The 24924-nt window shown below is 66.6% G+C and carries 32 protein-coding genes and 1 pseudogene; 14 read left to right on the top strand and 19 right to left on the bottom strand.

Going from position 1 to position 24924, the window contains the following annotated elements:
• The first annotated feature begins 66 nt into the window (after positions 1–66).
• Positions 67–759, top strand: coding sequence for a hypothetical protein (locus tag ABD255_RS05385; RefSeq protein ID WP_344210382.1), 693 nt, complete (start codon positions 67–69; stop codon positions 757–759).
• A 9-nt stretch (positions 760–768) separates the two neighbouring features.
• On the opposite strand, the gene ABD255_RS05390 is transcribed toward ABD255_RS05385, so the two are convergent.
• The 10 genes from ABD255_RS05390 to ABD255_RS05435 all read right to left on the bottom strand — a co-directional run bounded on the left by ABD255_RS05390 (position 769) and on the right by ABD255_RS05435 (position 11258).
• Positions 769–1767 (bottom strand): formylglycine-generating enzyme family protein, encoded by a 999-nt coding sequence (locus ABD255_RS05390; protein WP_344210384.1) that lies wholly within the window; start codon positions 1765–1767, stop codon positions 769–771.
• Entirely contained in the window at positions 1764–3212 is a 1449-nt protein-coding gene (locus tag ABD255_RS05395) for a sulfatase family protein (protein WP_344210386.1), read from the bottom strand. Before ABD255_RS05395 ends, ABD255_RS05390 begins: the two co-directional genes overlap by 4 nt.
• Complete coding sequence (locus ABD255_RS05400; protein WP_344210388.1) at positions 3209–4714, bottom strand: sulfatase family protein; 1506 nt, start codon at positions 4712–4714, stop codon at positions 3209–3211. The genes ABD255_RS05395 and ABD255_RS05400 overlap by 4 nt, the downstream gene beginning before the upstream one ends.
• Positions 4711–5718: an aliphatic sulfonate ABC transporter substrate-binding protein gene (locus tag ABD255_RS05405; RefSeq protein WP_344210390.1), complete on the bottom strand. Its 1008-nt coding sequence runs from the start codon at positions 5716–5718 to the stop codon at positions 4711–4713. The genes ABD255_RS05400 and ABD255_RS05405 overlap by 4 nt, the downstream gene beginning before the upstream one ends.
• 15 nt (positions 5719–5733) lie before the next feature.
• Positions 5734–6549, bottom strand: a complete 816-nt coding sequence (locus ABD255_RS05410) for an ABC transporter ATP-binding protein (protein WP_344210393.1) — start codon at positions 6547–6549, stop codon at positions 5734–5736.
• Positions 6546–7409 carry an ABC transporter permease gene (locus ABD255_RS05415; RefSeq protein WP_344210395.1) on the bottom strand — a complete coding sequence of 288 codons (864 nt, stop codon included), beginning with the start codon at positions 7407–7409 and terminating at the stop codon, positions 6546–6548. The genes ABD255_RS05410 and ABD255_RS05415 overlap by 4 nt, the downstream gene beginning before the upstream one ends.
• A complete protein-coding gene (locus tag ABD255_RS05420; protein ID WP_344210398.1) occupies positions 7393–8658 on the bottom strand; it encodes an ROK family transcriptional regulator in 1266 nt (421 codons plus the stop codon). Before ABD255_RS05420 ends, ABD255_RS05415 begins: the two co-directional genes overlap by 17 nt.
• Before the next feature lie 160 nt (positions 8659–8818).
• Positions 8819–10084 (bottom strand): S1 family peptidase, encoded by a 1266-nt coding sequence (locus tag ABD255_RS05425; RefSeq protein WP_344210400.1) that lies wholly within the window; start codon positions 10082–10084, stop codon positions 8819–8821.
• Positions 10085–10204: 120 nt separating this feature from the next.
• The gene (locus ABD255_RS05430; RefSeq protein WP_344210403.1) at positions 10205–10465 is read right to left on the bottom strand and encodes a hypothetical protein; all 261 of its coding nucleotides are present in this window, start codon (positions 10463–10465) and stop codon (positions 10205–10207) included.
• A 184-nt stretch (positions 10466–10649) separates the two neighbouring features.
• Positions 10650–11258, bottom strand: a complete 609-nt coding sequence (locus ABD255_RS05435; protein WP_344210405.1) for a dihydrofolate reductase family protein — start codon at positions 11256–11258, stop codon at positions 10650–10652.
• Positions 11259–11360: 102 nt separating this feature from the next.
• Between ABD255_RS05435 and ABD255_RS05440 the strand changes: the two genes are divergently transcribed.
• Positions 11361–12242 (top strand): LysR family transcriptional regulator, encoded by an 882-nt coding sequence (locus ABD255_RS05440; protein WP_344210407.1) that lies wholly within the window; start codon positions 11361–11363, stop codon positions 12240–12242.
• A 65-nt stretch (positions 12243–12307) separates the two neighbouring features.
• Here ABD255_RS05440 and ABD255_RS05445 read toward each other — a convergent pair whose 3' ends face one another.
• Positions 12308–12514 carry a hypothetical protein gene (locus tag ABD255_RS05445; protein WP_344210409.1) on the bottom strand — a complete coding sequence of 69 codons (207 nt, stop codon included), beginning with the start codon at positions 12512–12514 and terminating at the stop codon, positions 12308–12310.
• A gap of 160 nt (positions 12515–12674) precedes the next feature.
• Between ABD255_RS05445 and ABD255_RS05450 the strand changes: the two genes are divergently transcribed.
• Entirely contained in the window at positions 12675–13256 is a 582-nt protein-coding gene (locus ABD255_RS05450) for a dihydrofolate reductase family protein (RefSeq protein WP_344210411.1), read from the top strand.
• Between the two features lie 121 nt (positions 13257–13377).
• Here ABD255_RS05450 and ABD255_RS05455 read toward each other — a convergent pair whose 3' ends face one another.
• The gene (locus tag ABD255_RS05455; RefSeq protein WP_344210413.1) at positions 13378–13671 is read right to left on the bottom strand and encodes a hypothetical protein; all 294 of its coding nucleotides are present in this window, start codon (positions 13669–13671) and stop codon (positions 13378–13380) included.
• Between the two features lie 260 nt (positions 13672–13931).
• Here ABD255_RS05455 and ABD255_RS05460 point away from each other — a divergent pair, with 260 nt between their 5' ends.
• Positions 13932–14543: a winged helix-turn-helix transcriptional regulator gene (locus ABD255_RS05460; RefSeq protein WP_344210415.1), complete on the top strand. Its 612-nt coding sequence runs from the start codon at positions 13932–13934 to the stop codon at positions 14541–14543.
• A 145-nt stretch (positions 14544–14688) separates the two neighbouring features.
• Positions 14689–14820, top strand: a complete 132-nt coding sequence (locus tag ABD255_RS05465) for a hypothetical protein (protein ID WP_344210418.1) — start codon at positions 14689–14691, stop codon at positions 14818–14820.
• 49 nt (positions 14821–14869) lie between these two features.
• Here the strand turns inward: ABD255_RS05465 and ABD255_RS05470 are convergent, their stop codons facing one another.
• Positions 14870–15220, bottom strand: coding sequence for an ArsR/SmtB family transcription factor (locus ABD255_RS05470; protein WP_344210421.1), 351 nt, complete (start codon positions 15218–15220; stop codon positions 14870–14872).
• Entirely contained in the window at positions 15217–15669 is a 453-nt protein-coding gene (locus ABD255_RS05475) for an SRPBCC family protein (protein WP_344210423.1), read from the bottom strand. Before ABD255_RS05475 ends, ABD255_RS05470 begins: the two co-directional genes overlap by 4 nt.
• A 246-nt stretch (positions 15670–15915) precedes the next feature.
• Between ABD255_RS05475 and ABD255_RS05480 the strand changes: the two genes are divergently transcribed.
• From ABD255_RS05480 to ABD255_RS05495, 4 genes and pseudogenes are all read left to right on the top strand, one after another.
• On the top strand, positions 15916–16410 hold the full coding sequence (locus tag ABD255_RS05480) for an SRPBCC family protein (RefSeq protein WP_344210425.1): 495 nt from the start codon (positions 15916–15918) through the stop codon (positions 16408–16410).
• Positions 16411–16462: 52 nt separating this feature from the next.
• Complete coding sequence (locus ABD255_RS05485) at positions 16463–16813, top strand: VOC family protein (protein ID WP_344210427.1); 351 nt, start codon at positions 16463–16465, stop codon at positions 16811–16813.
• A gap of 38 nt (positions 16814–16851) precedes the next feature.
• The gene (locus ABD255_RS05490) at positions 16852–17247 is read left to right on the top strand and encodes a RidA family protein (protein WP_344210429.1); all 396 of its coding nucleotides are present in this window, start codon (positions 16852–16854) and stop codon (positions 17245–17247) included.
• A gap of 515 nt (positions 17248–17762) precedes the next feature.
• Positions 17763–18039, top strand: a pseudogene (locus tag ABD255_RS05495) (IS701 family transposase); the annotation flags it as partial.
• Positions 18040–18073: 34 nt separating this feature from the next.
• Here ABD255_RS05495 and ABD255_RS05500 read toward each other — a convergent pair.
• Positions 18074–18928 carry an SDR family NAD(P)-dependent oxidoreductase gene (locus ABD255_RS05500; RefSeq protein WP_344210431.1) on the bottom strand — a complete coding sequence of 285 codons (855 nt, stop codon included), beginning with the start codon at positions 18926–18928 and terminating at the stop codon, positions 18074–18076.
• A 297-nt stretch (positions 18929–19225) separates the two neighbouring features.
• On the opposite strand from ABD255_RS05500, the gene ABD255_RS05505 reads away from it, so the two are divergent.
• The 3 genes from ABD255_RS05505 to ABD255_RS05515 all read left to right on the top strand — a co-directional run bounded on the left by ABD255_RS05505 (position 19226) and on the right by ABD255_RS05515 (position 20590).
• A complete protein-coding gene (locus ABD255_RS05505; RefSeq protein WP_344210433.1) occupies positions 19226–19618 on the top strand; it encodes a DoxX family protein in 393 nt (130 codons plus the stop codon).
• 203 nt (positions 19619–19821) lie between these two features.
• The gene (locus tag ABD255_RS05510; protein WP_344210435.1) at positions 19822–20115 is read left to right on the top strand and encodes a carboxymuconolactone decarboxylase family protein; all 294 of its coding nucleotides are present in this window, start codon (positions 19822–19824) and stop codon (positions 20113–20115) included.
• An 88-nt stretch (positions 20116–20203) separates the two neighbouring features.
• Entirely contained in the window at positions 20204–20590 is a 387-nt protein-coding gene (locus ABD255_RS05515; protein ID WP_344210437.1) for a DoxX family protein, read from the top strand.
• A gap of 339 nt (positions 20591–20929) precedes the next feature.
• Here the strand turns inward: ABD255_RS05515 and ABD255_RS05520 are convergent, their stop codons facing one another.
• Both ABD255_RS05520 and ABD255_RS05525 read right to left on the bottom strand, forming a co-directional pair.
• Complete coding sequence (locus ABD255_RS05520) at positions 20930–21181, bottom strand: hypothetical protein (protein WP_344210439.1); 252 nt, start codon at positions 21179–21181, stop codon at positions 20930–20932.
• 121 nt (positions 21182–21302) lie between these two features.
• The gene (locus ABD255_RS05525; RefSeq protein WP_344210441.1) at positions 21303–21662 is read right to left on the bottom strand and encodes a hypothetical protein; all 360 of its coding nucleotides are present in this window, start codon (positions 21660–21662) and stop codon (positions 21303–21305) included.
• 429 nt (positions 21663–22091) lie between these two features.
• Between ABD255_RS05525 and ABD255_RS05530 the strand changes: the two genes are divergently transcribed.
• Positions 22092–22700, top strand: coding sequence for a hypothetical protein (locus ABD255_RS05530; protein ID WP_344210443.1), 609 nt, complete (start codon positions 22092–22094; stop codon positions 22698–22700).
• 446 nt (positions 22701–23146) lie between these two features.
• Here ABD255_RS05530 and ABD255_RS05535 read toward each other — a convergent pair whose 3' ends face one another.
• Entirely contained in the window at positions 23147–23704 is a 558-nt protein-coding gene (locus ABD255_RS05535) for a hypothetical protein (protein ID WP_344210445.1), read from the bottom strand.
• 152 nt (positions 23705–23856) lie between these two features.
• Here ABD255_RS05535 and ABD255_RS05540 point away from each other — a divergent pair, with 152 nt between their 5' ends.
• Positions 23857–24027, top strand: a complete 171-nt coding sequence (locus ABD255_RS05540) for a hypothetical protein (RefSeq protein ID WP_344210448.1) — start codon at positions 23857–23859, stop codon at positions 24025–24027.
• A 470-nt stretch (positions 24028–24497) separates the two neighbouring features.
• Here ABD255_RS05540 and ABD255_RS05545 read toward each other — a convergent pair whose 3' ends face one another.
• Positions 24498–24845 (bottom strand): hypothetical protein, encoded by a 348-nt coding sequence (locus tag ABD255_RS05545; RefSeq protein ID WP_344210450.1) that lies wholly within the window; start codon positions 24843–24845, stop codon positions 24498–24500.
• Between the last annotated feature and the right edge of the window lie 79 nt (positions 24846–24924).

A 24924-nucleotide genomic window follows, 5' to 3' on the forward strand; every position in this document is an offset into this window, starting at 1 on the left:
TCGTACGACCCCCCGCCATCCACACTCGATGCAGGGTGTGGAAGCCGCGGAAGGGGCGGTAGCAGCATGGCAGATCCGATCAAGCAGCAGCCGGGGCTCAAGAGCCCGCCGTCGCTGAGCGGCTTGCAAGGGGGCGGGGACCTGCAGGCGCACTTCCTCGCGACCGAGCACTGGAGCCTGCTCGCCACCCGCAGCATGACCTGGAACGAGATCTTCAGCCGGACCGGCACCTACCTGACCGTGCTGTCGGCCACCGCCATCGCCCTCTCCCTGGTCGCGAATGCGAGCGGCTTCGGCCACAACTTCCGGACGTTCGCTCTTCTGGTCCTCCCGGTCGCGGTCCTGATCGGAACCGGAACGTATTTCCGCCTGATCGAGGCGGACATCGAGGACGCCTGGCTCGTGATCGGCATGAACCGCCTCCGCCACGCCTACCTGGAACTCGCCCCGGAACTCGAGCCGTACTTCGTCGCCAGCCCACACGACGACGCCCCCGGCATACTCCAGACCTACAGCTTCCGCAACCGGGTCGGCATCACCCACTGGCTCTCGGGCTCGCACATCGTCGTAGGCATCATCAACTCCGTAGTAGTCGGCGTACTGGCCGCGGTGATCGGCAACGCAGCCGGCGCCGGCTCCACCCTCCGCACCGTCATCGGCATCGTCACGACCCTCGCGGCGGCCTTCCTCAGCGCCTACATAGGCTACCGAAAGGTCCGCACCATCACCCGTGACTACCAGCCTCGCTTCCCCGGCTGACCGACCTTGCTACAGCGCGACGGTGCGGAAGCCGGTGTTGCCCGAGGAGGAGTCGGGGGTGTTGGAGGAGCGGGCGGCGTTGCGGTAGCGGTTGCAGTACGAGTCGTGGCACAGGTAGGAGCCGCCGCGCATCACGCGGGTCGAGCCCTCCCCCGGACCCTGCGGATCAACCGCCGGCGAGCGTCCGTAGTACTGCGGGTCGTACCAGTCGGCGCACCATTCCCAGACATTGCCGACGGTTTGCCACAGGCCGTACCCGTTCGGCTGGAACGACCGGGCCGGAGCGGTGAACAGGTGGCCGTCGCTGATCTCGTTGCTGACCGGGAACCGGCCCTGCCAGATGTTGCAGCGCCAAGAGTCGCCGTCAAGCAGTTCGTCGCCCCAGGGGTACCGAGCGGCGTCGAGGCCGCCTCGCGAGGCGAACTCCCACTCCGCCTCGGTCGGTAGCCGGCGGCCGGCCCAGCCGCAATACGCCATGGCGTCGTTCCAGCTGACGTGCACCACCGGGTGGTCGTCGAGCCCGGTCGGCTCGTCGAGCGGGCCGCCGCGGTGACGCCAGTCGGCGCCGCGGACGCCGAGCCACCACGGAGTACCGGTGGCTGGGCCCATGATGTCGCTCGGAGCGGCTTTCAGGGCCAGGTGGAAGACAGCCGAGTACCCGAAGGTCTCCGCCTCCGTGCGGTATCCCGTACTCGCGGTGAAGCGGGCGAAGTCCGCGTTGGTGACGCTGGTCGCGTCGATGCCGAAAGGCCCGATCCGGACTCGGTGGACCGGGCCTTCCCCATCGCCGGGATTGCGGTCGCCGGAGCTGTCGCCCATGGCGAAGACGCCGCCGTCGAGCAGCACCTGCTCGATCTGGTGACGAGGCCCGGACACCACCGGCTCGGACGCCACAGCCGAGTTCTCCGGAGGCTCCAGCAGCCGCTCGGGCAGCTGCTGCTCCCCGGAACGTGCAGGCGAGCAACAGGACCGCTGCCCGCCTTGCGTTTCGTCGTGGCCGGAGGTCATCGCCGTACGCTCTCCTGCGCGCCGAGCCGGACGGGAACGGGCTGGCTGGGATGCGGCTCGTCACCGACCGCCGCCTGCGCCTGCCACATCCGTACTTCGAGATCGTCCCGGATCGCGGCGTACGCCGGATCCTCGGCCACGTTGTTGAGCTCCTCCGGGTCCGCTTGTAGGTCGTACAGCTCCCACTCGGGTGGATACCGGACCGTCGACGAGCCGGGGATGCCCAGACCGTCGTTGTAGAAGTAGATCAGCTTGTAGCGGTCCGTCCGGTACCCGTAGTGCGCCGGCGCCTGGTGGTTGGGGTCGTCGTGCTCCCAGTAGCGGTAGTACATCCCCTCGGCCGGCAGCTCGCCCTCAGCGCCGATGAGGTCGGGCCAGAAGCTCCGGCCCTGCATGCGCTCGTGCGGCTCGACACCGGCCGCGTCCAAGATCGACTGCGCGAAGTCGACGTTGGTGATGATCCCGTCATGGACCTGCCCGGCCGGCACCGCTCGCGGATAGCTCAGCAGCAACGGCATCCGCAGGGACTGCTCGTACATGAACCGCTTGTCGAACCAGCCGTGGTCACCCAGGAAGAACCCCTGGTCGGAGGAGTACATCAGCACCGTGTCGTCGTACTCGCCGCGGTCCCGCAGCCAGTCGACGACGCGACCCACATTGTCGTCGACCGAGGCGACGCAGGCCAGGTAGTCCTCCATGTACCGCTGGTACTTCCACAGCGCCTCCTCCTCCGCCGACAGCCCCTCCGGAACGGGTTGCTTGAGGTCCTCGGCATTGAGGTGCTCGGCGATTCGCATGGCCGCTCGGCGAGCCGAGTCCGACCGGGTCGCGTAGTCGTCGGTGAAGGTGGCCGGCACGGCGATGGGGTCGGAGTACATGCCCTTGTGCGCCTCGTCCGGCTCCCACGGCCGGTGTGGGGCCTTGTGGTAGATCAGGATGCACCACGGATCGTCGCCCTCGAGCGACTCCAGCCAGCTCAGCGACAGGTCCGTGACGACGTCAGTCGCGTACCCCGTCTCCCGGCGCAGTCCGGCGGCGGACAGGAAGCGCGGGTCGTGGTACTCGCCCTGGTCGATCAGGACGTCCCAGTAGTCGAAGCCCTCCGGGTTGTGGCCGGGTCCGTCGCCCATGTGCCACTTGCCGACGATGGCGGTCCGGTAGCCGTCGGCCCGCAGCCGGCTGATGAACGTCGGCTGCGACGCGTCGATCGGCGTCACCAGCGTCCGTACGCCGTTGACGTGGCTGTAGGTGCCCGTGAGGATCGTCGCCCGGCTGGGAGCGCACAGGGAATTGGTCGCGAAGCACGCGTCGAAGCGGACGCCCCGGTCGCCGATCCCGTCGATGTGCGGGGTTCGGTTGACCACCGAGCCGTAGGCGCCGATCGAGTGCGCCGCGTGGTCGTCGGTGAGGATCATCGCGATGTTCGGACGTCGTTGCCCGGTCACGGGCGCCCTCCCTGGTACGTCGCCTCGTCGAGTCCGCTCAGCGTCGGGTCGTAGCCGACCTCGCCGACGTCGTACATCGACGTCATCCAATGGTAGAAGTTGTCGCCCCGGTCGCGCAGCAGCCCGTACAGCCGGCGCAACAGACGGCTGCGCAGCTCCGCGTGCTCGGGGTGTTCGTAGACGTTCAGCAACTCGTCGGGGTCGAGTCGCAGATCGTAGAGCTCGTTCACCGAGTCGGGATTCACGACCAGCTTGTACCGCTCGGTGCGCAGCATCCGTTGTGGGTAAGGGAAGTGGTGACCGTGGAACTCGCAGACGAGGTCCTCGTCCCACTCCGCCTCCGCACCGCCGACGAGCGGGAGCAGGCTGCGAGAGTCGACCGCGAGCTTGGCGTCGAGGCCGGCCAACTCCAGAATCGTCGCGGTGCAGTCGAGCAGGCTGACGAACTCGTCGCGGACGACACCTTCCGGCGCACCCGGAACCCGGAGCAGCCCGGGAGTCCGGTAGATGTCCTCGTACATCGCCGGGCCCTTGTCGTGCAGCCGGTGCGCGCCGGTGAACTCGCCGTGGTCGCAGGTGAAGAAGACCGCGGTGTCGTCGACCAGGCCGAGCCGCTCCATCGCCGCCATCACCCGGCCGATCTGCCGGTCGATCAGCGCCACATACCCCCAGTAGACCGCGATCAGCTTGCGCGTGGTCTCGATCGGCATCGTGTCGAACGTCCAGTGCGCGCTGTAGTTCCGCTGCACCGGCGGCTTGCCCTGGAACGTCTCGGCGATGGACTTCGGCAGTTCGACGTCCGCGGGGTCGATCAGGTCGTAGTACTCGTCGGGAAGGATGTAGGGCAGGTGCGGGCCGAAGAAGTGCAGCGCCAGGAAGAACGGCTGGTCGCTGGCCTCCCGGTCCGCGGCGTACCGCTCCAGCGTCTCGATCGCGCGCGTCGCGAGGTAGTGCTCGAAGGTGGCCTCGACGGGCTGGTGCAGCCGCGCGGCGAGCAGGTTGCCCGGCCCGCCGTTCGGCAGGGTGCCCCGGACCTGGTCGCTGATCCGGTACGGCGGAAGCTCGTGCTCGGCCAGGTAGGCGAGATAGTCCGGGTGGTCGACCGGGTTGTGCCAGCCGGGCAGGTCGGGCCCGTCGAACCCGAAGTCGGCGGCCGCCTTGTGCGTGCCGACGTGCCACTTGCCGATCAGGCCGCAGTTGTAGCCCTGCTCGCGCAGCGCCTCGGAGAAGGTGAACTGGCCGTCGGCGAGATCCTCGATGTACCCGACGTTGCGTTCGTGGTTGGCCAGCAGCTTGTGCCGGAACGGTGCCTGGCCGGTCAGCAGGCTGGCCCGGGCCGGCGTACAGATCGCGGTCGGGGTGTACCAGCGGTCGAACCGGGTGCCGGTGCGGGCCAGCTCGTCCAGCACCGGCGTCGCCGCCAACTTGTTGCCGTAGGCACCTAGTGTGTCGACCCGGTGCTGGTCGGTCATCAGGAACAGGATGTTGGCCGGTCTCGTCACTGCGCGGCCGCCGTGAACAGGTTGTCGCCGGTGTAGTAGGTCTTCGGGTCCACCGGCTGCTTCAGCTTGCCGATCTGGACGAAGTAGCTGTTCATCCCGGTCAGCCACTTGCCGATCGTGCCGTCCTTGGTCATCGCGTCCAGTTCGGCGACGCTGAGCACCTTGACGTTGCCGGCGTCGGCCTTGACCTGGTCGACCGGCACGTTGAGCATCTCGGCGGTCAGCTCGATCGTCTTGTCCGCGTTCGCGCTCCGGAACTCCATCGCCTCGCGCAGTACCGCGATCACCTTCGAGGTCTTGTCCTGCTCCTTGGCCACCACGTCGTTGCCGGCCACGAACGCGGTCGGGAACGACACCTGCGCGGAGAAGTCGGAGTTCTTCGCCAGCTCGGCCAGATCGGGCAACTGCTTCTTGATGGTGGCGATCGCCGGGTACCAGAAGCCGGCCGCGTCGATCTTCTTCGACGCGAACGCCGCGACGATCGTCGAGGCGTCCATCGGCACCACCTTGACGTCGGCCTTGGTCATCCCGGCCTTCTGCAGGGCCAGGGTGAGGATCATGTCGCCGGAGGTGCCCTCGGGGACGCCGATCGTCTTGCCCTTGAGCTGCTCCATCGAGTCGATGCCGGGCTGGGCGATCACCCGGTCGGCGTTGCCGAGGGTGTTGATCGCGACCACCTTGGCCTGGCCGGAGGCGGGCAGCCACATCGCGCCGGGGCCGATGTAGCCGAAGTCGAGGTCGCCGGTGCCGAGCGCCTGGATCTGCAGCGGGCCGTTGGTGAAGACCTTGGCGTCCACCTTCAGGCCGTGCTTGCTCCACAGCTTCTGGTCGTCGGCGATCGCGAGCAGGCTGGTGCCGTTGTAGTCGGCGATGTAGCCGAACGTCACCTGCTGGGTGTCCGCGCCGCCGCTCTCCGGGTCGTTGCTGCAGGCCACGATCGTGGTGGTCAGGGCGAGCCCGGCCAGCGCGGCGGCGAAGCGCCGCCGGGTGATAGAGGAAGGCATCTGGATCCTTCGGGGTCAGGCCGTCGGCGACGGCGAGTCGGCGGCCGTACGGCCTGCCTGGTGGTAGACGGAGTGCCAGACGCGGTTGCGCAGCGCGGCGAACTCCGGGCTGAGCCGGAACTCCTCGGTCCGTGGGTAGGGCCGGTCGACCTCGACGACGTCGTAGATCCGGCCCGGCCGGGCGGCCATCACGATCACCCGGTTGGCCAGGAAGACGGCCTCGTCGACGTCGTGGGTGATGAACAGCACCGTGCGGCGTTCCTTGCTCCAAGTGTCCAGCAACTGCTCCTGCAGCTTCACCCGGGTGAGCGCGTCGAGCGCGCCGAACGGTTCGTCCATCAGCAGGATCGACGGATCGACGGCGTACGCCCGGGCGATCGCGCAGCGCTGCCGCATCCCGCCGGACAGCATCTTCGGCAGCGCGTCCGCGAACTGCTCCAGACCGACCATCTCGATGAAGTACTGCGCTCGCGCCCGCCGCTCGGCCCGCGGTACGTGCGCGGTCCGCAGGCCGAACTCCACGTTCTGCCGGACGGTCAGCCAGGGAAACAGCGCGTACTGCTGGAAGATCACGCCGCGTTCCGGCGACGGGCCGGACACCTGGACCGAGTCCACCAGCGCCTTGCCGTCGGTCGGTTCGTCCAGCCCGGCGAGGATGTTCATCAAGGTGGACTTGCCGCAGCCCGACGGCCCGACCACGGTGACGAACTCGTTGTCGGCGATGTCGAGTGACACCCGGTCGAGGGCGGTGAAGGTCTCCCGGCCGAGCGGATAGGTCTTCGTCACGCCCTGGACCGAGATCTTGGTGGTGGTGAGGGCATCGGTCGTCATCGTCGCTCCTGCCAGCCGGTCAGCCTGCGCTCGGCCAGCAACAGCAGCCGGTCCATCAGCAGGCCGAGAATCCCGATCGAGATGAGGCCGACGAAGATCGTCGGCAGGTCGTAATACAACTGGGCGTTCTGCATCCGGTAGCCGAGTCCCTGCTGCGCGGCGATCAACTCGGCGGCCACCAGGGTCGCCCAGGCCGAACCGAGCCCGACCCGCATGCCGACGAGGATGAACGGCGTCGACGCGGGAACCACTACCCGGGCGAAGATGGTCAGGTCGTTGGCGCCCAGTACCCGGGCCGCGTTGATCAGCGTCTTGTCGACGTTCACGACGCCCTGGAAGGTCGAGATCACGCACGCCAGGAAGGCGGCCAGGAAGATGACGAAGATCTTCGGCGCCTCGCCGATGCCCATCAACACGATCGCGAGCGGGATGATCGCGAGCGGCGGGATGGTCCGGAAGAACTGCACCCACGGCTCCACCAGGCCGCGGACGACGCCGTACCAGCCCATCAGGAAGCCGATCGGTACGGCGGCCGCGGTGCCCAGCGCGAAGCCGGCCAGTACCCGGATCAGGCTGGCCAGGACGTCCTTGCCGAGCGTGCCGTTGGCGATCAACGTGCCTGCCTGCTTCACCACCTCAGGTGGCGTCGGCAGTTTCAGGCCGAGTTCGGCAAGGAGCCACCAGAGCCCGATGCCGAGCAGCACGGAGACCGCGTTGAGTGCGAGCGGCAGACCGCGGCGCTGAACCCGGCCCGCCGACACCTGGGGTGCCTTCGGAGGCCGCCGTCTGGGTGTGTCCTGGGGACGGTCGCCGGCCGGCGGTGCGGTGCCGGCGGTGTCGCGGTTAGTGAGAACGGCCATGAGCCACTCCTTCAGGGGTGAGGTGGCGTGGGGTGGGCCAGGCGTCGGCCTCGGGATAACCCACCAGCAGCGGACTGCTGTGGAACAGTGCGGCCAGCGCGCCGACGGCGCCGGCTTCGTGCGACAACTGGGCGGCGAGGACGGCAGGTCCCGGCGCGCTGCTGGGGAACAGTTCGTACGCCACCGTGGCGGCGACCTGCTGCACGATCACCGGGGCGATCCGGGTGATCTCGCCGCCGATCACGATCTTGGCCGGGTTCAAGCTCATCGCGGTGACGCCGACGACCCGGCCGACGGCGGCCGCGGCAGCGCGTAGTACCTGGTCGACGACCGGATGGGAGCGACGGACCGCCGACTCCAGTTCGGTCAGGTCGGCGAGCGGGACGCCGAGTTCCTGGCAGCGGCGCAGGATGGCAGGGACCGAGGCGACGGTCTCCAGGCAGCCGAACTTGCCGCAGCGGCACTCGGTGCCGTCCGGTTCGACGGTGACGTGCCCGAACTCTCCGGCCAGTCCGGCCGAGCCGGTCACCAGCCGGCTGCCGACGACCAGGCCGCCGCCGACACCGTCGGACAGCCTTACGTAGACGAGGTCATCGACGCCGTTGCCGCCGCCGTTGCCGCCACTGATCGCCTCGGCGAGACCGGCCAGCCGGGTGTTGTTGTCGATCAGTACGGGCGCCGCGAAGCGGTCGGTGAAGGCCGCGTTGAGGCCGTCCGCCCAGCCGCGCCCGGCCGGCCCTGTGGTGGGGCGCGGGCTCGCGGCCGGTGGCCTTGGGAACGGCCCGGGGACGCCGATGCCGATGCCTTGCAACGCGCCGAAGTGGACCTTCGCCTCGGCGCTCAGCCGGTCGATCATGGCGAACGCGTGGCTGATCCGCTCCGCCCAGGGGGTGTCGTCGTGGTACGGCGTCGAGCCCGAGATCAAGATCTCGTGGGAGGCGTCGGCCACCACCACGTGGACCCGCCGGTGGCCGAAGTCGATCCCCATGAACTGGCCGGAGCCCGGGTCGAGCGCCAGCCGTTCGGCGGGCCGCCCGCTACCCTCTCGCCGCCCGGCATCGGTGTCGACCACGACGATCGCGCCGCGCTGCAACAGGTGCCCGGTGATCTCCGACAGGGTCGAGCGGGACAGACCGACGATCGCCCCGATCTCGCCGCGGCTCATCGCGCCGCCCTCCCGGAGGGCACGCAGTACGCGTTCCTCATGGGTACGGCGAACGAGTGCGTGCACTCCCGGCTGGCTCGACATGCCCGCACCGTAGGGACGACCGAATTTTTCCGTCAAGACTCCGGACAAATTAAGCCCGAGTTTGTTCGGACTCTGGAGAGTGACCGCGGCGCCGGCCGGGCGCCGGCGTCATACGAGCCCACCCACTGCGACTACCGCCGGCAGTGGGTGGGCTCGGGGATCAGAAGTTCGTCGTGGTGCCGGGGTAGGAGTTCAGGACGACGTTCAACGCGGTGAACAGCGTCTGATTGTGAATCCGGTGCGTCCACGCCGAGTTGACGGGACAGTTGTTGGTGTACTTGGCCGAGACGAGCCCGATCGCGTTGTTGCCCGCCACGATGGGTCCGCCGCTGTCGCCGCCGACCACACAGAAGTCCGCGAACCACAGCGGCCCGACGTACCCGATGGAGGCTCCGTGCTCGTTGGCCCACTCGACCGATCCGGCAGGATCACCCACCAGCCCACAGGACCATCCCGACCTCGTGCCGGACTTGCAGACTGACAAGTTCTTCGATGGGACCTGCATGGTCGCCATCGGGCGGTAACCCTCCGCCACATGCGTGTTGATGCTCGAGTAGGCCCCTGCCGAGGCTGTCAGGGCCAGCAGCGCCACGTCGGGCGCCGGCGCGGTCTTCGGTGCGAAGTACCGGTACCCGTTGCCGATGATCCGGCCGAGATAAGTGGAGGTACTCGGTGGCCCGGCATACGCGTAGTCGCCGGAGCCCAGGAAGCAGTGGCCGACGGTCAGCATCATCAGGGCCCCTTGCCTGAGACCGCTGAACCCCTGCGTGCAGACTCCGGAACCGTTCACGCCGTCGCTGGACATCTCCATCCCGTTGCCGCCGATGTGCGTGGCAGCGGGCTGCGGCAACTTGTCGCCGGGTGCGGCGTACTCGACGCCGACCCCCGGAATCTTGTCCAGGCGCAGACCGAGCTTCTTGGCGCCGGGCGATTGGCCCAACGTGACGACGACCTCCTGAGCCTCCACGTCGAGCCTGGTGGACCTGAAGTCGTCGACGCCTGCGTCCTCGGCCAACTGGGCGGCCTGCTTCGAGAGCGCATCCAGATCACTGAGCCCACGGATGGCGATCCGAGGGACGAGCCCGGCCGCGCGGGCCTTCGCCGCGGTCGCGGCCGAGGACACGTTGACCCGCAGCGCTTCGTCGGAGTCGACGAAGTACGACCCGTCGACATCGGGCGACGAGGCCTGCAGTTTCCGCAGAGCGGAGACGGCTTTCGACTGTGCGGTCAGGTGCGCCGCCGCGGCCTCGATCGTCGAGTTGCGCGACGTGGCCAAGGCCTCGAGCATCGAGCGGTCGTAGCCGTGAATCAGGGTCGGCTTGGCTGGATCAGCGTTCTGGGTTTGCCTGGCTTGGGCTGGCGCCAATGCGAGGGAAGCGATCAGGATGGTCGCAAATCCCAGGCCGGCGACGAAACGTCTGTGCACGAACTCTCCTCACTGAGTCTGTGGATACAGTCGACCCTAGGCAGCGGACAGGACCCGGCGATACGGATCCGCTCTGCAACTACCGGCAAATCCGACACCGCGAACTTGAGGTCTGCTCTCTCAGCTGGCGTGGAGGATCCGGAAGCGGTCGGGGCTCGCCGGATCTCGATCGACAACTTGGATTGGGGTCCGAGCCCATTGCCAGACGCTGATGCCTGGTGTGCGGGAGAACTGGATCTGCCCGCGGGTGCCTTCGACTGCGACGCGCGGCCAGGATTCGGCAGTGCGCGCCCGGTCCGCGCCGTGAGAGCGCAGTACATCGGCGAGGACGGCGATCGTGTCGTAGCCCTCGAAGGCGACGAACGAGGGCGCCTCGGCCAACCGCTCGCGGAGAACCGTCTGCCTCGACCCAGCCAGGCCGAGTCAGCGGAACGAGAGCGCCGATCTGAACGGCTGATCCGTCAGTCCGCTCCGATGACGGGCGTACCTGGGTGACCATGCCGGACATTGCATCCAGCACCGTCACCACCAGGCAACCGATTATCCGTTCACCGAGCCCTCCAGTTCAGCGCAGCACGCGGTAGGTCACGTGCGTGGCCACGGTCGTCGCCCGCGACTTCACCTGCTCGAGTTTCAGCGGTGGGACACCCTCGAACAGCCGCGTGCCGGCGCCGAGCGTCAACTGCGCGATGTGCAGCCGCAACTCGTCGATCAGACCGGCGGCGAGGTACTGATTGACGGTGGTCGCGCCGCCCTGGATCGCGATATCGCCGTCGCCGGCCGCCGCGCGAGCCTGTGCCAGTGCTGACTCGATTCCGTCGGTGACGAAGTAGTACGTCGTACCGCCGTCCATCGGCTGCGGCTCGCGCGCGTGATGGGTGAGCACGAACACCGGAGCGTGGTACGGCGGATTGTCGCCCCACCAGCCGTTCCACTGTCGATCCCACTCGCCACGCACCGGGCCGAACATGTTGCGCCCCATGATGAATGCCTTGGCGGCGATCGTCTGGTCGACCTCCTCCCGGTTCTCCTCGGGCGTTTCGGCGTACCAGGCGTGCAGCTTGTCGGCCCAGCCGTCGCCGCCGTCGTCGCCGAACGGGCGTTCCTCGCTCTGGTTGAGCCCGGCCGAGTACCCGTCGGCCGAGATCGTGATGTCGCTGATCACCCTGCCCATTTGCTCTCTCCTTCCCGTCAGCTTCCGTAGCAACAGCATCAAAGAGACGAAGCATGCCGTCCAATGCCAATTGGGCGCGGATCACATCGATATCTTTGATCTATGCTCAATCTGGTCCATCTCAAGGTGCTGGCCGCGGTGGCCCGGCACGGGTCGGTGACCGAAGCGGCAAGAGAGCTGCACTATTCCCAGCCGTCGGTGAGCCACCACCTGTCCCGCCTGGAAGCGACCACCGGCGTCAAGCTCCTTCAACGGGTAGGTCGCGGGATCCGGCTGACGCCGGAAGGGCGATTGCTCGCCAACCGGGCCGCCGAGATCCTGGGACGGGTCGACGCGGCGACCAACGAACTCGCGGCCCAGGTCGGCTTGCAGGCAGGGCGGGTCCGGCTGGCCGCCAACGCATCGGCGCTGAGCACCATCGTGCCGAAGGCGGCTGCCGCGCTGACGCGGGCGCACCCGGGCATCGAGCTGAGCCTGATCGACCAGCACCCGGTCGAAGCGCTACAGATGCTGCGACACGGCGAGATCGACGTCGCGCTCGTCTTCCGGTACGCCGACGCCCCGGTCGGGGAAGAGGGATTCCGCCTCCTCCATGTCGGCGAGGACCCGATCTACCTCATCAGCCGGCAACCCGACGACAACCTCGCGAACCACCGCGACTCCGCCTGGATCGGCGGCTGCGCTCGGTGCGAGGCGGAACTGCTCGCCGTGTGCCGGCGAGAAGGCTTCACCCCCAGGATCGCCTCACACAGCGACGACATCGTGGTCGTGCAAGCTCTCGTCGCCGCCGGCATAGGCGTCACCACCCTGCCCGGCCTCGCGCTCCAAGCCCACCGCCGACCCGACATCCACGCCGCCGAACTCCCCAGCTTCCACCGCCAGATCTACGCCGCCACCTACGGCGACCCACCCGACCCACCCGCCGTCGCCGCAGTACTGGCCGCCCTCACCGAAGCAACCACGCCGCCGACCACATCGCGCTGAACACAGTCGGAGTGGGATCCGACGGCTGCCTGACAGCCGCCGAATCGCCAGCCTGGCTGCTGCGGTCAGCAGCTACCGATGTCGTGGGTGTGCAGTTCGACGAGGTGCCCCTCACCGTCGAAGTCGGCGTAGACCTCGGTGAGGACGTGGTTGTGGCAGACATCGCCGAGATGCACGCCCCCGATCCCACCCTGATCGTTCTTCATCATCGGAAACCGCAACTTCGGCCGTTCCTGCTTCCCCGCGGTCTCCTCGGTGTACACGCTATCCATGACCTTCCCCTCCCTGTGGTACCGGACACCACCAGCGTCCGCCCCACCCTTCAGACAGCCTTAAAAGAAGTCCGGGAGGCGGTCGAATCGGCGCCGAGGTGTTCGTAGTGGGGGTAAGCGGCCGCCGACCGGGCGACCCGCCGTACTCAGGGAGAGCATCATGACCGCTACCTACACCTTCGACGTCTTCTCCAGCCTCGATGGCTTCGGCGCCTATGACGGCGGCGACTGGGGCGGCTACTGGGGCAAGCAAGGCCCCGAACTGCTCGCGCACCGCCTCGCCTTGTACGGCGAGGAGCAGCGGATGGTCTTCGGGGCCAACACGTATCGGGCGCACGCGCAGATGCTGGCCTCGAGCACCGAGGATTCCGAGGCCTTTGACCCATGGGTCACCCGGATGAGAAACCTCCCGGCAACAGTGGTGTCGAGCACGCTGGAAGGACCCCTCGACTGGCCGGACGCAACCGTCGTGAGCGGCGACGTCGTCGACATCGTCGCCCGCCTCAAGGAGGAGTCCGAGGTGCCGCTGCGCTCACACGGCAGCCTGTCGCTGAACCGGGCCCTGATGGCCGCCGGTCTGGTCGACCGCGTCCAGGTAACGCTCTTTCCTGTGATCACCGGTCAGACCGGGGTCGATCCGATCTTCCAGGATGCGGCCGACTTCGACCTTGAACTGATCGAGACCCGCACGCTCGACGGCCACACCCAAGAACTCATCTACCGACCCACCCTGCATGCCTGAGCCCGTCCTGCACGCCCACCGCCCACTGCAAGTACAGCGAGCTGGCCCCGAGATCCCGGCTGCGGCCTGACCGGCTGTGTGAAGCTCGACGGCAACCAGACCCGGTAGCCCCCGCGAGCCCTTATTTACCGTCGGTTGCCGACTTGACCTCAACGAGCACCACGTTCACTTCGCCCGCCAGCAACTCCCAGGCGTGATCGAAAGCGTCTTCCTGCCAGACGACCGCACCGGGGTTCAGATCCACGATCTGCGTCGTCCCGTCCGCCCAGGTCACCTTCTGTCGCCCGGAGCCGAGGTTGACCACGAGCATCGGCTGGTGCGAGTGCATCGCACTCTCCCAACCGTGTGAGGCGCGCGCCTGGATCACCCGAACGTGTTCATTCTCGAACAAGACCTGGTGCGCATCGGGATCCACGATCGTCGCATGGGGCTTCTGAGCTGAGGCTGGGGTCTGTGTCGAAAGCGAAGTACTCATTGCAGGCTCCTGTCTGCCGGGTTGTTGCGCGACCTTGGCGCTGGTCCGCCAGGCTCTGCTGCCGACGATAACCGCAATGAGTTGTTAAAAACAACCATTATTGGTTCTGAGTTAGGATCGGGTTGGATGCAAGCAGGGAGTGGTCATGCCGAGAGGGAGTAGCCATGCCGACCAGCCGTAGTTACCGGGACTCATGTGGGATGGCTCGGGCTCTCGACGTCGTCGGGGAGCGGTGGGCACTGCTCGTCATCCGGGAGCTGACCTTGATCCCTCAACGCTTCTCCGAGTTGCGGCACGCCCTGCCCAACGCGAGCTCCAACCTGCTTGCCGACCGACTTCGAGAACTCGAACATCACGGGGTGATCCGTCGCCGCAAACTGGCGCCAACGGCAGGCCCGCAGGTCTACGAACTGACAGAGTGGGGCCGGAAGCTGGAACCGATCGTCCTCGGCCTGAGCGAATGGGGGATCGATGCCCCGCACCCCCCAGAGCCCACCTCGCTCAGCGCCACCTCGGTGCTGAACTTCCTGCGAATCGGCGCCCATCCCGACCCGGCAGCACCGCCGATCGTTTGTCGCCTCGACCTCGACGGCTCGGTCTGGACGGTCTCCGTGGACTCCGGCAAGGTCGAGGTACGGACCGGTGAACCCACCACAGCCGACATCTCGCTCCGCACGGACCCCAAAACACTCGGCAGCCTGCTGGCCAACCCAGCATCCCTCGACTCCGCCCTCACCGAAGGCACCGTCGCCCTCGTCGGCGACCTCCAGGCCCTCAACCACCTGTTATCGCTATACGGAGCCACCGCATAGATCTTCTCGACGACCGCCCGTCCCCCAGCCGGCATCGAACCTACGAACAGCAGTCCGTGCAGCCTTCCTGACCGCAGGATTCTCGTGCTCGAGAAGCTGTTCCATCGACGCCCGCGACACGGACGCATCCCAGCGCGCCTGTGGCGTGAAGCATCACCGTGTCGCCCTGCTCGTCCTGCTCATCCTCGCCGGCATCCTGATCGCGGCCGCCGGCGCTTACGTCCCGGCCCGCTCCGCCGCCCGCGTCGCAATCGCCGAGGTCCTACGCAACGAATGATCGTTGGTTTCCTCTTCCCGAGCTCATCGGCGAAGCAGAATGCTTGCTGTCATCGCTTTCCGTGCTGGTCCTGGCCGCGTTGAATCGCCTCAGCGATCCGCTTGATACGTCGGAGCCGGGCGTCCCACGCTGCCCCTACCGAGGACAACTGAGCGACCGCGCGAGCGAGTTGCGCCTCGTCCACCTGGTACCTCTTCTCCCGTCCGGCCGGCGAGGCGTGCACCAGGCCGACGCGGTCGAGCACACCGAGATGTTTCGCGACGGCCTGCCGGGTGACGGGCAGTTGCTCGCTGAGGCTGGTTGCCGTGCCGTCGCCTTCGGCGAGGAGCAGATCGAGCATCCGCCGACGAGTCGGATCCCCGACCGCGGACCACAGGTCGTCATCGACGGCGACGCTCATCGGCTCGAGACCAGCCGCGAGAGATACTCGCCCAGTCGCGGAACGAAGATGTCCCAGCCGGCGCCGTGGTCGCGGTACTGCTCCTCCAGCTTCGCGGCCTCCCAGCCCATCTCCCGGAACCCGGTCTCGGTGAGCCGGATCTTCGTACCGGTGCCCGACGGGGTGAGCTCGAAGGTGACCAGCAGCGAGTTGGCGGAGTCGTCGGCCCTACCGTCCGGATAGGCCCAACGGAACGAGAACAAGCGAGGCGCGTCAGCGTTCACCACAGTGATCGGAACCACCTCGACCCGGTCGCCCCAGACAAGCTCACCGACCGCGCCGGGCCTCGCTTCGACCGCAGCAGAGTCGGCCCACCACTCCGAGATGTGCTCGGGGCTGCTGATGACCTCGTAGACCACTTCGAGCGAGGCGTCGACGTGGATCTCCCGTTCGATGCTGCCGTACTCCATACCCTTCACCGCTTCCTGAACATGCAACCAGTCGTTGCCTGGCAAGCTAACAGCTCGCCCGACGTCGCGCAACCAAAGGTTGTGCAACAAAGAACGGCATCGCTGCTCTGGGCACAGATTCCCACTGCTCTGTGATCATATAGAGCAACCATCGGTTGCACTACACCCAAATTCTCGATACATTCTGACGCAACCAAACGTTGCGTTCCATCGCAGCCTCGTCCCACGAACGAAAGCAGGCAGACCGTGACCGAGCAGGGCACCAGCATCATCCAGGAGTTCGACCAGACGCCCGCGAAGGTGTTCGAGGCGGTCATCGACGTCCGGGGCTGGTGGTCGAAGAACATCACCGGCAGTACCGCGGCACCGGCGGACGAGTTCGTGTACGACGTACCGGACGTTCACCACAGCCGGATCCGGCTGGTCGACGTAGTTCCCAGCCAACGAGTGGTCTGGCGTGTTCTCGACAACACCTTCTCCTTCGTCCAGGACCAGGCGGAGTGGACCGACACAGAGATCCGCTTCGAGATCTCTGCGGGAGCTGACGGCCGGACCGTACTGCGTTTCACCCACGTCGGCCTCGTACCGGAATTCGAGTGCTACGACGTCTGCCACAAGAGCTGGGGCTTCTACGTCGGACACAGCCTCCGCAAGCTCATCACCACCGGCACAGGTCTGCCCAACGAGATCACCGACGACGTCGAGGTCATCGGCGCCCGGATGGAATCCGTCGCCGGCTAGACCCCGGCTGAACACAGAAGTCGGCTACATCAACGGCAAGGAGACCCTTTTCATGAATGCACGACCCGGCAGCATCCTCCTCGGCTCGAGGCGGCCTGCGGAACTGCGCGACTGGTACCGCAACACGCTCGCGCCGGACCATGAAGGCAACGGGCCGATCGACCTCGGCGGCTTCCTGCTGGTCATCGACCAGCGCGACGACGTCGACCCGAAGAACACCCAGCCGGGCAGGATGATCCTCAACTTCCACGTCGACGACTTCGACGCCGTCGAGGCGCAGCTTCAGGCTGCCGGCGTTGCCTGGCTGACACCGGTCGCGGACCGCCCATCCGGCCGGTTCGGAACGTTCGCCGACCCCGACGGGAACTACCTTCAGATCATTCAGTTCAGCCAGGACACATAACGCCGACCAGCTCGTCAGCCCCTGGGAGGACGGAAGCAATGCCCTTGGAGATCATCCAGCCGGACGGCCTGGACCGGCCGACGACGTACAGCCACGTGATCACCGCGACGGGAGGCAAACTCGTCTTCATCGCCGGCCAGATGTCCGACGACTCCGACGGCAACCTGGTCCACGCTGGTGACCTCGCCAGCCAGGCCCAGCAGGTGTTCGCCAACCTTGGCCGAGCGCTGTCCGCGGCCGGTGCGCGGCCCAGCCAGGTCGTCAGGCTCGGCATCCACGTCGTCGGCCACCGCCGCGAGTACCTGCCGATCATCGAGCAGGCCCGCATCGAGCTGTTCGGTGACCACAAACCCACCGACACACTCATCGGAGTCGAAACACTGGCCGCACCCGGATACCTGATCGAGATCGACGCCATCGCCGTCACCGACTGACCGCCGCCGTCACCGGCCGTCGAACGCACGTCCCAATCAATTGCAGCAGGCGCACTCACTGTACTTGGTGACAAGCGGACCGTAGCGTGATCCGCAGGGCCCCTTCACTGCGTGGCGTTACGGCGAAACGAACGTCAGCACGCTGGCCGAGGCCGCGCGGCTAAACCCGCCAGACCGTCTACACCGATCTGGAGTCGTGTGGGTTCGATCCGCACGACGATCGCAGTCGCGTGCAGGAATCCCGCTGGTTCAAGCCGGTTACAGCCACCGAGAACGACGCTTGGAAAGCGATTCTCGACAAGGCCAAACTGCCCCACGACGTTCGGCCGACGGGTGCCTCCACGCCACAAAGCCGACGAAATGCTGGACATCATGATCAGGCAGTGGCGGTACTCGCAGAACCACCGCGTGCGGTACTGCCCGCTGCCGGCGAGGAGCACGAGTGTCGGTTGCGTGCAAGGCGGGGCGATCCACCGCGCCTAAGCGGCTTAGGAGGCACTGCGCAAGCCAAGCAGCAGGTCCACCGCTACCCGTTCTGGTCCCGCTGGGCACCCTGGCCATGCTCGCGCATGCCTTCCTCGCTGTCCTCCGCGCGAACGAACACGAGGGTATCCCTCGCCCGACGAGCTGATACCGCTCACTTGTGACGAGATCCAACGACTGTTCATCACGCTCGTCAACCGGACCGTCTTTGACGACCCTCTCTACCGACTTCGCTGGTCCTTCTGGCGACGCCGCCGGCAGGCTCGATCCCAGACCAGCCACTACCGGCGTCGAGCCGCTCAAGCATGAAGATCACGACCTACGGCTGTAGTACTAACGAGCACTACAAGTTCGGGGAGTACGTGTTGGCCAGGGCGGCAACCCGGTCGGCGCTGGTTGTTTGCTCCGCGGAATCGTCCGGGAGGAGATCAATGCCGCCGGCCAGCCAGCCGCCATCGATGGTGAACACGCTGCCGGTGATGAACGCCGCGCTGTCACTGGCCAGGAACGCGACCAGGTCGGCGACCTCCTCGCTGCGCCCCGGCCGGCGCAGTGGAAATCGGCTGTCGACGTCGAGCTCCTCGCCCATCTTCCGCATGAGGTCGTTGCTGGCGATGTACCCCGGGCAGATGGTGTTGACCCGGATACCGACCGGCCCCAGCTCCAGGGCAGCCGACTTCACCAACCCGATCACACCGTGCTTCGACGCCGAGTACGCCGACGACATCCGAACACCGGTGAGCCCGGCCGCCGACGAGGTGACCACGACCGAGCCACCACCCACGTCGCGCATTGCCCGGCCCGCCGCTTGCAAACCGAGCAGGACACCGCGCAGGTTCACCGCCATCGTGCGGTCCCACTCCTCCAACGGGTAATCCAGTACGCCGGCCCAGTGCCCCGTTCCAGCGTTGAGATGGGCGACATGTACGGCGCCGTAACGGGCGACCGTCTCGCGAACCATCGCATCGTTGTCCTCCGGCGATGCCACGTCGACCCGCAGCCCGAACGCCTCGCCACCAGCAGCCACGATCTTCTCGACCGTCCGCTCAACCCGCTCGACATTACGGCCGGCGCAGCAGACCCGCGCTCCCCGGGCCGCCAGCGTTGCCGCAGTCGCCGCGCCGATACCGGATCCCGCCCCGGTCACGACCGCCACCTTCCCTGCCAGCGAACCCGTTCCTTGCTCCGTCATAGTCATCAACTGGTTCCTGTCCTGATCCGAGATCGAGCCCTCTGGTCCGGCATAAGGCGCCGGCGACTCCGTCCTTTGTGACACCGCAGCTACATGACGTGCGCCACATCAGTTGATGTGGCGCACGTCATAGCTAGGTGGTGTCACATACCCGGTACGGGCGGGGTCTGATGCCCGACCAGTTGCACCGTCGGGAAGCCAACGGTGACGCCGCGAACGGCAGCGTTCGGCTGCCCGGCGGCGACGAACGGCTCGGCCGGATCGATAACGGGCCCGACGCGCCTGCACCTCAAGGAGAAGCTGATGAACCTCGCCCTCTGGATCGTCGCCGGGCTGCTTGCCGCCCTCGCCTTGTTCGGCGGCGCCACCAAGGCGTTGATGCCCAAGGACAAGCTGGACGAACTGGGCAGAAAGTCCGGTGGGGGATGGACCGAGCACGCCGGCGCCAGTTTCGTCAGAACCCTCGGCGTGCTCGAGATCCTGGCCGCGGCCGGCCTGATCCTGCCTGCCCTGCTCGACATCGCACCGGTGATGGTGCCGGTGACCGCGGTTTGCTGGATCCTGTTGATGATCGGCGCGATGCTCACCCATACCCGCTACGGCCAGTACAAATTCGTCGCGCTGAACTTCTTCTACCTCGGTGCGGCCGCCTTCGTGGCCTGGGGCCGCTTCGGCCCCGAGTCCTTCACCGCCTGATTCGGTCAAGTCGCCGGCGACAACGGTCCCGCTACCTCGAAGGCCCGACCTCCAGTCCGCCTCCGACGCCGACATCGTCGACACCATCGCCTCCGGCGCCACCGGAACCGTCCTGACCGTGAAGAACCTCCTCCCCCTCCTGCTCAGCTCGGACAAGCCGGACGTGGTGACCATGGTCGGCTGCCTCGACATGCACACCAAGGATGCCGCGGTCGCCGGCGAGAGCCTGGTGCGGATCAACTTGGTCGGCGCTTGGCGAGGAGACAACCGTCTACACCGAGGCGGAGCGGGCGGCGCTGGAACTCACCGACCAGGGCACCCGCCTCGCAGACTCCAGCGGCGTCACCGATGAGGCGTGGGCGAACGCGGCGAAGCACTTCGACAAGGATCAACTGATGGCCCTGGTGGCCCTGATCTGCACGATCAACGCCTTCAACCGGCTGAACGTGATCACCCGGACGCCCGGCGGCGAGTACCAGCCCGGACAGTTCGGCTGACGCCGACATTCCCTCTCAGGCTCTCGGCCGGCCCCGGGCCCCCGGGGCCGGCCGCCATCCCCAGACATTTTTGACACGGAGAAGACTCGTGAACATCGCATTGTGGATCATCACCGGCCTGCTGACGGCCGTCTTCCTGCTCTCCGGTTTCGGGAAGCTGTTCGTCCCACGGGAGAAGATGGCCGGGATGATGGACGCCGCGGCTTGGGTCCTCGACTTCAAGCCCGGCACCCTCAAGGTCATCGGAGCACTCGAGATTCTCGGTGCCGTGGGCCTGGTCCTGCCAGCCTTGCTCGACATAGCGCCGATTCTGGTACCGCTGGCGGCCAGCGGCCTGACGCTGCTCATGATCGGCGCCGTGATCATGCGGATCCGCCGTGGCGAAACCAAAGCCGCGTTGGGGGACGGGGCCTACCTCGCCCTGGCCGCCTTCGTAGCGATCGGCCGTTTCGCACTGGAACCCTTCACCAGCTGACCCGCCCGTCAGCCCGGCGGGATGCGGGCGGCGAACCGCTCCTACGCGGCAGATTGCAGGGCTGGGGCCGCTGTCGGAGCTCGGCGGTGTCCAGGCGACGTTACGTCCACAACAGCCGCTGCCGTCACCCAAGCGCTATTCCGCCGTACGGCGGCACGCGTCCGTGGGGCAAGTTCACTGTTCACGATGCCGCATCGCTACCACTCGCCGTTTGCCGCTGGGTTGGGTCGGACCGGGGCGCCCTGCCGGGATTGCTCCCGGTGGGTTTCCCCGGCCCGCCCGCCGCACCCGGCGTGCGTGTCTCCACGTACCGGGCGCTCCACGTGTCTTGGCCGTTGGTCAACCGCCAGGGATGGCGGCTGCCGGTCTCGGTGTCCATGGAGTCGGGATCTTGTTTCCGCCGTAGCGGAACACCTTGACGCTGGATGCGCCGGTGAACCTGGTCCCTTCATGGGCGAGTGTCCAGGAGCCCGGTAGGCAGAACCGGCCGCGCAGTTGTTGCCAGCTGAGCCGGGAGTATTTGTGGAAGATCCACTTGGTGATGCAGCGCCAGGCGTGATTGTCGATCGCGCCGAACGTCTGCCTCGACACTCCGTGCCTGAAGTCGGGCCGCACCCGTCGACGACGGGCCCCGGCCAGGCGCCGGCGGCGAAGATGGCGCTGTTACAGCTGTTTGAGGATTGGTTCGAGTCACTTACTTCTGTCAGAAGACTCAGGTGTAGGGGTTGGACCGGGCCGAACTGGTCACACACTTCACGTTGCCGAGCGCTGCTGTGTAGACGCACACCTTTAGGCTCAACGATTTGATTCGCTGGCCGCCGCCTAAGCCGAGCTTGACCGTCGGGAATTGGGTGCCGTCGGAGCCGCAACCGTTGGTGTCCGAGTAGTACGGGGAGATGTTTACACGACTTCCGTCGGTGCGGGTCGCGACCAGGACGGCCCGGACCGGGCGGCCGTCACCGGGACAGACGTCGCGCACTTTGAGGTACCGCACCGTGACATTTGACCGACCGGTGAAGTTGAGGTCCGCGCTGGCCTCCCCACCACTGCCGGAGGGGTTCGGGTAGTACACGCGAGCGTAGACCGGTCCGCTGGCAGCCTGCGCTGGACTTGCCACCAACAACCCGCTCAGCACCGCTGCGACCCCTACCAGTGCGCCCAGTGCACGTGCCTTCATTAGTCCTCCGAGAGAGATTTCTCGAGCTGGCTTGCGCCCGCCCGCTGAATGTCTCGCGACAGTACGAGTTGTCGCAGACGTGTCTCTGCCCGTACCGCACCCGTACCCCGAGGTCGCGCGCCGCCGTGACTCCGAGATCGGCTGTAGCACCAACTGGTGCTCGGAAGAGTTCAGTCAACCAGCCGCGCGGTCATTGTCCGAGGCAACGACGCCGCTCGAGTGTGGTCCCGGCAGCGCAACGATCTGACCGACCGCTTCCCCGACATCGCCGCAGCTGCCGAACGGCAGCTCCCGCCCGGCGTGGTCCTCGACGGTGATCTGACCATGCTCGTCGACGGCCGGCTCAGCTTCGACGCGCTGCAACACCGCATGGTGACTGCCCCCCAAGGCGAGAGCCCTGGTGAAGGCCGCACCGGCTGCTTTCATTGCGTTCGACCTCCTCGCGATCGGCGGAGTCGATCTACGAACCCAACGCTGGACGGCTCGTCGGCCCGGCTGGAGCAACTCGCGGAGCGATGGACACCACCGCTACAGCTTGGCTGGCGCAAGACCAGAATCAGCCTGATCGAAACAGGCAGGATCAAAGTCGAGTCCGATGAGGCTGTCGTGCTGGCGCAGACCTACGGCTTGGCCAGAACCGACCGGGCTGCCCTGCCGGAGGCGGTCGAGTTGGCCGGCCTGCCCTCGCTCGCGGACGAACTCGCATGGGTGCCCTCACACAAGTTCCGGAAGACGACAGCAACCATCCTGGACGGCGGCGGCCAGTCGGCACGCAAGATTGCGGACCAACTCGGCCAGGCCGACACGACCACCACCATGAACGCGTACCTCGGACGGAAGGTGCTCAACCCGGAAGCCGCGCGCATCCTCAACGAGGCACTCAAGGCCATCGATGACCACGATCGACAACCGTCCACAGGCCCTGACCTCTGACGGCAAACCTCGACGTTCGGAGGGGGAAAGCGGCGAGTAAACGGCGAGTTGGGGCTCAAAACTTCATAGCTACCAGGGCATATGACCTGGTGATGGAGCCGACGAGGGACTCGAACCCTAACCACCGCTTTACAAGTTGGACGCGCCACCCACTCTGGGCTGTCACCAGCGTGACAGGCGGGCCTGACGGCTGTCATGACTGTCGTTCTCGGCATGTTCAGACTCATCTTCATTGACAGAGCCATTGACACAACCCGGTGCGGGGGTTCTTGGGGGGGACCCACCTGGACGGTTGCGCTGGGGTGCTCTGTGCCGAACTTCCTAGGCGGTCAGATGTGCCGGTCGTCCTGGGCGAGCAGGTTCCGGACCGACCAAGCGCTGCTGTGCAAACGTCCTGTCATGCCGAATTGAGGACGTCGCCTCTACAGTTCAGCCGCTGGCTCGATCTACGGCCTGGCGATCGCCACAACCATCCATTCGACCGGTGCCGGCTGATTCTCCGGTGGCTGCCTGAGCATCCACGTCAACACTCGGGTTGCCTGCGCGTAGGTGTCGATCAACCCAAACTCGTTGAGTTGCACCCGCAGCTCGTCGAAGGCCTCAGCCGCGTAGCCATGGCAGTGCCAGGAGTGGAAGTCCAACGTTGATTCTGCGCCGACCAACTCATATCCGAGCACCGTTGAGACTGCAGGAAGCCGGGATTGGGTCCTGAGCAGGTCGAAGTACGGCTGTTCCGCACCCCCCTGCTGCTGCATGAAATTGAGGGCGTCTTCCACGGTCATTGCCACTGTCACGGTCTCGGCGTGCGGGGCGCGGGACATCCGCTCATGCTCAGCCTCCTGGTGATCGACGTACCAATCCCAGAACCCCGGTCGGGGCAGGTCGCTCATGAGGCAGTCGCTGATCGTCAAGAACGTCCCTGGCAGCACATACTCCTGGCCAGCCGGCCGAGGTGTGGGAACCACCAGCACGTAGCCGGCCACGATCAGTTCGTCGCTGTTCACAACTGCATTTTCCCCATCAATCGACGGGAGGAACGTCCTGTCATGCCGCGATCCGCGGCGCTCATGCCGATGTGCGATCGCGCAGTCGTCGGCTTAGGATCCTGCGGTGACGAACGTCGAGCGCAGGCTTGTGGGCAGTTTTTGGGACCTCCGTGACGACGCACATGACCATCCCCGGCCGCTGGCAGGGAGTCACGGCCGAGGTCCTCTTTCAACGGCTCGCCGAGTACGTCGAGCATGCGGAGGAGCGCGGGGAGCCGATGGACTGGCGTGGTGTCGCGGATCGCATGATCGCTTGGCGAACAAACGAGGGGGAAGGCTGACGGGAGTCGGTTCGACACCAGGGACCGCACAAGTGACTCGCTTCCCCCGACAAGTGTTCGCGGCACCAGTAGAGTCATTTCGTGGACCCGGCGAAGGTTGATGAAATCGCGGTCTCGCCCCAGAGCGCGGACCGGGTATTGATCAGTTGGCGCCAGGCCAGCGGCTGGTCCTCCATCGCTTACGTTGACCAAGCTCCGGCTACGCCACCCCGGAGGACGTGCTCTGGTGGCTGCTCGGTCAGGGTGCTCGCCTTGAGTTAGTACGTCCTGCCCTAGCTGCTGCCTACCCTGACTTCGATGTAGACGCCGAGGTCGACCACGTAACGATGCCTGATCGCGCCGAATGGCCGGCGAAGGACGAGCAGCGGAGACGCGACGCCTGTGCCGAGTTCAAGCGCGCGGCACCAGGGGTGAAGTCCGGATCTGCCGCGATGCGCGCGGTGAGGCTGGCTGGCGTACGCCGGCAGAGGCTAGCCAGTCAGGTCGTCGACATCGATGCCGTTGCGCGCAAGTGTGACCACAAGCCACTGCCGCTGTAACGGGCTCGCTGTGGCAAGCAGGTACTGGACGGCATCGGTTGCCCGATGCTTCCGACCTGCCGCCACGGACGGCTGTAAGGACTTCGGCAGGTTGTGGCAGGCGTCTGCCAGCAATCGCATCCATTCCATGACATCGACATCCACCGACCCGACATCAACCAAGGATTGGACCTGACCGGTGTAGGCACTGCCCCGAATGGCTACGAGCGCTTCGTAACAGAGCACCGTTACGGCTTCGACGGCAACACGTTCGCGCCGTCGTGAAGCGGAGAGCAGCATGGCTGACATTCTGCATGCCAGCCACGTAGTCAACGTCCGGACATGCCGCGTTCCGCGCGGTCAGGCCTAGGGGTAGGAG

Origin of the sequence: Kribbella sancticallisti, assembly GCF_039530625.1 — a bacterium.
GTDB classification, from domain to species: Bacteria; Actinomycetota; Actinomycetes; order Propionibacteriales; family Kribbellaceae; genus Kribbella; species Kribbella sancticallisti.